We start from the raw sequence: 7,356 nt of genomic DNA on the forward strand, positions 1-7,356 counted from the left end.
TGGCAAGCCGGCGGCAAGAGTGGGGGATACCGCCGCCCCACACGGTTGCCCCTGCCCGAAAACCCCACATGGCTTTCATGGTCGCCAGATTGCCGCGGGCGCAACTGGGGTGATGATTGATGGTAAACCCGCCGCCCGCATTGGCGATGCGCTCAACTGTGGTGGCGTACTGGTGTCAGGCTCCGGGGATGTCATTATTGGCTAAATAGAATCAGGGTATGCTCGTGTCAGCTCACACGGACATTAATGCAACTGCTTTCCGTTTCGGTTCCACAGCATATGGCAGAATTTATTATCGATATCGCGGCTAATCAGCATGCGCGCGAATACAGGTTTAAGCACTTCGTCGCCGGCCAGTCCAATTTGCACTTCTGCACACTGAGATAAATCTATATCAGCGCCCACGTGTTCAGGCCAATCACTATTAACTTCGACCACAATCGCACCGCCTTCGTCTTCAAACCGAGATTCAAAAAGCAGCAAATCGTCATGCTCCAAGTTGTCGGGGGCCATTTCGGCAAAAATATCAAACGCGATCTCGATTATATCCTCTAAGTTAAGCAGGTTGTGTTGCGTCATAATTATCTCTCGTTGGGGTGTGTATGGTCGCACTATAACATGCGCAAGGTGGCATCTCAGCGATCAAAAACGCCAAGAGAGGGGCATGGCTCTAGAGATTCGTATGGCACCCCCTAAACCATGCACAGAGAACCACTCTGGTGATTATCACAGAGACTGACTAAAATTGAAGCAGAACCGTTGTTAGAGCGTTGATTTGTTAATGCAGATGACCAACAATAGCGCGCCTGTTCAACCGTGTGTAAAAGTCGTGACTCAGTTGCAATCTCGAACCGCGTATTTACCCGAGCCCGATCGGCGCGCGCCATTCCAATCTGAATTTATTCCCGTGATGATCAAAGCGGTGAAACAGCTGCGTGCTCTGCTTGGCAAGCGGCTTCACGGTGTGTATATCAGTGGCGATATTGTCTGGCGCCGTGCGGTCGTCAAAGAAACGGTGTTATCACTGACCGTTGTGTGCCAACAGGCGTTAACGCTTGATCAATCTAATGCGTTAAATACCTTGTTGTGGCGATTGAAAACCAGCCATAGCAAAGTGATCAGTGATTGCCATATCGATATAGTGACAGTGTCACACGTTAGCGATCTGTCGCAAGTCTTCCATTGGGGCTTCTTTTTTAAGCACAGAGCGATTTGCCTGTATGGACAAGATCTCTCTCTTAGTTTTGGCTTGTTCGAAGCCAGTTGGGAAGTGGCAAAAGCCATGAATCCAGACGTATCGGAAAAGCTTGCGCGCGCCAAGCAAAAGGTGACCGCCGCGACAACTTGGAATACCCAGCTCAACGTCGCACAATCGATCGCCGATACCTTAATACGCGCCGCATTTGGGTTAGTTATGCATAAAGAAGCACGTTGGAGTGAGTCATTAGAAGAGTGTGCCGACGCATTTATCAAACATTATCCTGCTCAGAAAACCGCAATTGAGCGACTTTTTATACTACTAGAACGCAAACCTGTAAAAAAACGTGCTGTTATGACCCTCCTCAATGACTTTGGTGATTGGTTGATCAAAGAATATGCCCGTATTGACTTTAAAATTGGTTAACAGGCATTGAAGGCAAGTTTGCGCCTTATCGGTTGATTATATTTGGGCTTATTCTGTGAGCTAACCCACCTCATACCCTACAAATGAGTAACAGAATCTGATCTTGGTCAATAAAACGGTGTAACAAACTTTTCACAAAAGAGAGTTTGTTGAACTATGAAACCAGAAAATGGCATGGCGAATCGACTTTTACGATGTATTTATTCAGTATTTATGACTAAATAGTTATTTACATCCTATGTGTGATTCGATAATCTGCATGCCAGTCAGTCACAGTGAGTGAATAATTAATCGCCAAAGTGGTTGGTTTTCGCTGTGAGATAAATAAAAATTCAGGATTCAGACGTATGCAAAAAACTGACACACTCTCCAAGAAGGCACCTTCGACGAGAAATATTCTGATGTTCGCGATCCCATCGCTGCTTGGGTTGCTGTTTTTCATGACACCCATTACTTTCGGCGACAGTGTCACTATCCCTATTGCGGTGATGGCCAGCACTGTGTTGGACTTGTTAGGTAATAGTGCAACCGCGGTCGTCACTGCCTTAGTGGTGTTGAGTGCCGTTGTTTCAGTATTGGTTACCTTGGCCAAACCTGCCGTGATCACACGTCATGGCTTCCTTAATGGCTTATTCAACGTAACCCCCATTTGGTTGGCAACTCGTATATTTGGCGCTGTTTTTGTCATCATGGCGTTTTATGGGATCGGTACGCCAGTGATCATGGGCGAAACCACCGGGGCGTTTGTGCTTAATGAATTGCTGCCTACCTTGCTTTCGGTATTCATTTTTGCCGGTTTATTGTTACCACTGCTAACCAGCTTTGGTTTATTGGAGTTATTGGGCGCGGTGTTCACCAAAGTCATGCGCCCACTGTTTGGTTTGCCGGGGCGCTCGGCCGTTGATTGTGCGGCGTCTTGGTTAGGCGACGGTAGTGTCGGCATTTTGATGACCAGCAAACAGTATGAGCAGGGCTTTTACACCCAGCGAGAAGCGGCGGTTGTCGGCACCACCTTCTCAGCGGTATCGATCAGTTTTAGCTTGGTGGTGATTGCACAAGTTAATTTGATGCATATGTTTACCTGGTTCTATCTCACTGTATGTTTAGCCGGGATTGCGGCGGCAATAGTGGTGCCACGTTTGCCTCCTTTATGCTGGAAAAAAGATGCGTTAATCGATAACTCAGAGCGACAAGGTGACGAGGAAACATTACCAGAAGGGTATTCTACGTTAAGCTATGGCCTGCATTGTGCCCTCAACCGTGCCGAGAAAATCCGCTCGGTGAACAGCGTCCTCAAAGAGGGCGCCCAAAACGCTGTCGACATGGTACTCGGTGTCTTGCCTGTGGTGATGGCAATCGGAACCGCGGCACTGATGGTCGCAGAATATACCGACGTCTTTAGTATTCTCGGCGCACCCTTTGTACCACTGCTTGAATTGCTGCACATTCCTGATGCGGTGAAGGCGTCCGAGACCATGGTGATCGGCTTTGCTGATATGTTTATCCCGGCCATTCTAGCGGCAGACATTGAAAGCGAAATGACCCGCTTTGTGATTGCCACCGTGTCGGTCACTCAGCTGATTTATATCTCCGAAGTAGGTGCACTCTTGCTCGGCAGTAAGATTCCAGTAAAACTGTGGGAGCTGTTTGTGATCTTTATTTTGCGTACCCTGGTGACGCTTCCCGTTGTTGCAGGTATCGCCCATTTGATTTTCTAACGGATGATAGAGCGCGAGTAAAACACAATGACGTCTCACTCGATGAAGGGTGAGGCGTTTTTTTTAAAAAGGGAGATGGGATGAAAATTGTGACATTGCACGGCTTATACATGCACGGCATCTTTTTGATCCCCCTGTGTGAGCGGCTGGAAAAACAGGGCCATCAGGTGCTGAATCTTTCGTATAACACCTTGAACCCAGACTTCGATGAGATAAACGCTAAAATTGATGCGTTTATTGGCCAAGCGCCCGCCATTCTTATTGGTCACTCAATGGGTGGGCTGATTATTCGACGCTACCTTGAGCGCCAAACCGAGCGCCTCTCGTCTGGCACGATAAACGTTCGTGCGGTGATCACCTTAGGGACTCCGCACCAAGGTGCTCAACTTGCTCGTTTATTTGGTGACCTTGGGTGGGGTGGCTGGTTATTTCAACGTAGTGAGCACCTGTTGATCCCAGATACCGTTACCCCTTGGGTCGACTTGCCACCGTTGCACAGCCTCGCCGGAGATTGTCCCTTCGGCCCCGCGGCTATGCTGTTAAAAAAACAAGTCTGTGATGGCACCGTGTTGGTTGAAGAAACAAAAATCGAAGGCATGACTAGCCACGATGTGTACCCGGTTACCCACATTGCCTTACTATTCTCACGCCGGGTGAGCGATAAAGTGAGCGCGATTATTGATAGCTACCGACCCGCCTGCGAAAAAGCCGGCGAGCCGAGAGACTAAGCGAACGACGCTTTACTAGGTAAATAAATGGGTAACTTGGTAGATAAATGGGTAACTTGATAAATAAAGGGGTAGTATCGGATTATCCTCACCATCAATATAAGGGCTCTTCATTGGTTAGCCATTTGGCGACAAAGCTGCCATCAGGATCGTATTGCGCGGCTTGCTTGTCGAGATTAAATCGGCGGCTGCCGCGGGGATCAGCCCCTACACCCGCCAAATATTGCCAATTGCCATAGTTGGCCGCCACATCAAAATCAATCAGCTGCTGCTCAAAATACGCCGCGCCATAACGCCAATCGATCCCAAGCTCGTGAATTAAACAGCTGGCGACTAACTGGCGACTACGGTTAGAGATCCACCCAGTGTGTTTTAACTGACGCATGGCGGCATTCACAATCGGGAAATCGGTACTGCCTTCGCGCCATGCCATAAAGGCTTCAGCATAAAACGTGGTTAGAGGACGTTTATTGGCGATACCTTTAAAGCGGAAAAAGCGCGCACCGTAGTGATACAGCATCCACTGAAAATATTCGCGCCATAACAACTCAAAATACAACCAATAGGTCGATTCATTCTGCTCGACATTGCGCTCATAGCGGTTTAACTCCGCGGCCGCCCAACGTACCGACAAGCAACCGTTGGCCAGCCAAGCCGATAAACGCGAAGAAAACGCCCACCCATCAAGACCATTACGCGTTTCCTTATAACGCTGGACCCGGTGCGTATCCCATAAGAAATGATTCAATTGGGCGCGGCCGGCAATTTCACCGCCTTGATACGGGGAAATCCGACGGTCGGACAGTGGTGCCGGCTCAGATGTCATGCCAGCCAAGGGCGCCGGTAATGACTCAGGCACCGGCAAGGGTAATCGCGGTTGGATCCCTTTCTTTTCGACCGCTTTACGAAACTGCGTAAACGTTGGCGGGATATCAGGTAAATCAAACGGCAACTGGTGTTGTGTAAACAGCGTATGCGCATCGGACACCACCACCCGCTGCGGAAAGCGGCTGACTAAAGTGTCTACCTGGTGGCGCTCACGCGTACCAGGGTGGTCGGTGACGCCAATCAGATCAAACTCATGATCCATACAAAGGTTCGCCACCACTTCCAGCGGGTTGCCCGTACGAATAATCAGCTTTTGCCCCATGGCATCTAAGGCACGGTGCAGCTCCGTTAAGCTTTGCCACAAAAATGTCTCGCGCTGAGGGCCCAAATGCTTGCTTTGAAAATGATCTGCACGTGACCAGCTCGGATCAATCACAAACACACAGGTCAGCGTGTCACAGCTTGAGGCCAAATTAGCGAGCGCAGGATTGTCGTGTATTCGAAGGTCGTGGCGAAACCACATGAGTCCACGTTGCATACAAATCTCCTTTTTGTCACCAATACGCTGTGATACCAGTATCGGATTGCTTACACAGTATGGCTGCTTAGTAATTAAACAGCCATACGATAAAGTGGATGATTGGGCATCACAGGGAAGGGGGCTGGGCTATCGGGCGGTTAGATTTGGCGCTGACGCTGCGCCCACATCCCGATAAAGATAAAGGTCGCCACTAAGCCGGCAAACAGCCAATGATCAGGCCATCCACGCATTTTACCCGCAAGCCACGGCGACACCGCTATAATGAAAGCGCCGTAACCAAAAGCATTGATTGCCACAAATACCAGAGTACGAACAATAAAATGGTGTCCGGTTAATAAACGGCGTAGGGTACGGTTAATGTCATTACCAAACACCACCAAAAGCGACGCGACAATAGCCATCGCAATATCATTTAGCCAAGGCGTTAACCACGCACCGGCCTGAGAGAGCCAAGAGATTAAAATATTCATAATGATAAACACTGTGTAGAATGCGGCTAGGTTACTGATTTCTGCTGGCGACTTCCAGCGCTGACTGAGGCCGCACTCGGTTGGGCCGCATCCGGTTGGGCTACAGCTGGCGCGCACGACGTAAGGAGAAAGCATGAAGATCGCATCGATCGGGCTTGGCGACATTGCCCAGAAAGCGTATCTACCCTTATTGGCCAACTGGCCAGGATTAGATTGGGTCTTGTGTAGCCGTGATAGCCAAAAGTTGGCTGCGCTCGCATATCAATATCGGGTGACGAACACGGCCACCGACATCCATGAATGCTTGGCGCTTGGTGTGGATGGGGTGATGATCCATAGCGCGACCGACTCGCATGCGGCCTTGATTCGTCCCTGCCTCGAAGCTGGCGTGCCGGTATTTGTTGATAAGCCCGTTGCCCCTTCAGGCGCAGACGTTGAAACCTTATTTAACCTGGCTGAGCAACACCAAACGCCGTTGTTTGTCGGGTTTAATCGCCGTTATTTGCCACTGTTAAACACCCACCTGAACGATCAGCGTCCGGAAGATGAGTTAGGTACACCGTTGTTATCGTTGCGCTGGGAAAAACACCGCCATGCGCTGCCTGATGCACCACGCCGCTTTATTTTTGATGACTTTATTCATCCGCTCGACAGTATTAATGTACATGGCGACATGAGTATTGATGATTTAGACGTGTTCGCGCAATTTGGTGAAGGGTTACTCGGCCGATTAGATGTGCGCTGGCACCGTGATAATAGCTTGTTTGAAGCCAGCATGAATCGCCAATACGGTGCCACCAAAGAAACCATTGCCGCTGCGTATCGTAATGAGTGCTATTTCTTTGATGGCTTTACCCGAGGCGAACGCATGCAAGACAACGTAATCACTCAACTTAGCCTCCCAGATTGGACCGGTATGCAGGCGAGCAAAGGATTTGAGGCAATGCTAACTCACTGGTTTGAGGTGGTCAGCGCAGGCTGGGTTGAAACCTCACTGACTCAGCGTAACGTCTCAACCCATTGGACCGCCGACGATCTTGTGGTGTACTGCGACGCATTGCGCGATAGTGACTAAACCGAACATACCGTTCCCGGCGCGCAGCGGGATTAAACTTGCGCTGTCTCAGTCTGTGGCTCGCCGGTTAAATAGGGCATTAACAATGCACGCACATTTAAGGGTAAGCGGCCATTTCTCCCCACATTCACATAACCACGATGACCTGATATTGATATAGCTCCTTCACTATCGGAGCGATATCATGACACGCGAAGACAAGATGACACTCTGGCAGGAGCGCCTGCAGCATCAAAAAGACAGCCAACTCACCATCGCCGCCTGGTGCGAACAGCACCAAATTGCCCAGTCGCAGTTCTATTACTGGCAGAAAAAGCTCACAACATCATCCACCGAGCCCGAGAGCGTCATTGTTCCCGTGTCAATGTCTTC

General features: G+C 49.7%; 9 protein-coding genes. 6 read left to right on the forward strand and 3 right to left on the reverse strand.

The genetic code is table 11. The features are described from left to right. Positions 1 to 205 (forward strand): PAAR domain-containing protein (locus tag BZJ21_RS14705; protein WP_101494604.1); only part of this gene is annotated, 205 nt, incomplete at its 5' end. A 38-nt stretch (positions 206 to 243) separates the two neighbouring features. Here the strand turns inward: BZJ21_RS14705 and BZJ21_RS14710 are convergent. Beyond that, complete coding sequence (locus BZJ21_RS14710; protein WP_077670190.1) at positions 244 to 579, reverse strand: HI1450 family dsDNA-mimic protein; 336 nt, start codon at positions 577 to 579, stop codon at positions 244 to 246. Between the two features lie 202 nt (positions 580 to 781). Here BZJ21_RS14710 and BZJ21_RS14715 point away from each other — a divergent pair, with 202 nt between their 5' ends. The 3 genes from BZJ21_RS14715 to BZJ21_RS14725 all read left to right on the forward strand — a co-directional run bounded on the left by BZJ21_RS14715 (position 782) and on the right by BZJ21_RS14725 (position 4,070). Beyond that, entirely contained in the window at positions 782 to 1,624 is an 843-nt protein-coding gene (locus BZJ21_RS14715; protein ID WP_077661024.1) for a hypothetical protein, read from the forward strand. A gap of 401 nt (positions 1,625 to 2,025) precedes the next feature. Beyond that, complete coding sequence (locus tag BZJ21_RS14720) at positions 2,026 to 3,342, forward strand: YjiH family protein (protein ID WP_077670191.1); 1,317 nt, start codon at positions 2,026 to 2,028, stop codon at positions 3,340 to 3,342. An 80-nt stretch (positions 3,343 to 3,422) separates the two neighbouring features. Continuing rightward, positions 3,423 to 4,070, forward strand: coding sequence for an esterase/lipase family protein (locus BZJ21_RS14725; protein WP_021024516.1), 648 nt, complete (start codon positions 3,423 to 3,425; stop codon positions 4,068 to 4,070). Positions 4,071 to 4,164: 94 nt separating this feature from the next. On the opposite strand, the gene BZJ21_RS14730 is transcribed toward BZJ21_RS14725, so the two are convergent. Beyond that, positions 4,165 to 5,436, reverse strand: coding sequence for a DASH family cryptochrome (locus BZJ21_RS14730; protein ID WP_077661027.1), 1,272 nt, complete (start codon positions 5,434 to 5,436; stop codon positions 4,165 to 4,167). Positions 5,437 to 5,576: 140 nt separating this feature from the next. Next, positions 5,577 to 6,044 carry a DUF3392 domain-containing protein gene (locus tag BZJ21_RS14735; protein WP_236719582.1) on the reverse strand — a complete coding sequence of 156 codons (468 nt, stop codon included), beginning with the start codon at positions 6,042 to 6,044 and terminating at the stop codon, positions 5,577 to 5,579. On the opposite strand from BZJ21_RS14735, the gene BZJ21_RS14740 reads away from it, so the two are divergent. Together BZJ21_RS14740 and tnpA are read left to right on the forward strand one after the other, a co-directional pair. Continuing rightward, positions 6,043 to 6,984, forward strand: coding sequence for a Gfo/Idh/MocA family protein (locus BZJ21_RS14740; protein WP_077661028.1), 942 nt, complete (start codon positions 6,043 to 6,045; stop codon positions 6,982 to 6,984). The two genes, BZJ21_RS14735 and BZJ21_RS14740, sit on opposite strands and share 2 nt — an antisense overlap. Positions 6,985 to 7,168: 184 nt before the next feature. Beyond that, positions 7,169 to 7,356: IS66 family insertion sequence element accessory protein TnpA (gene tnpA, locus BZJ21_RS14745; RefSeq protein WP_394329766.1), on the forward strand; the 188-nt coding region annotated here is incomplete at its 3' end.

Source organism: Salinivibrio costicola subsp. alcaliphilus, from assembly GCF_001996185.1.
In the GTDB taxonomy this organism is placed as follows: Bacteria; Pseudomonadota; Gammaproteobacteria; order Enterobacterales; family Vibrionaceae; genus Salinivibrio; species Salinivibrio costicola.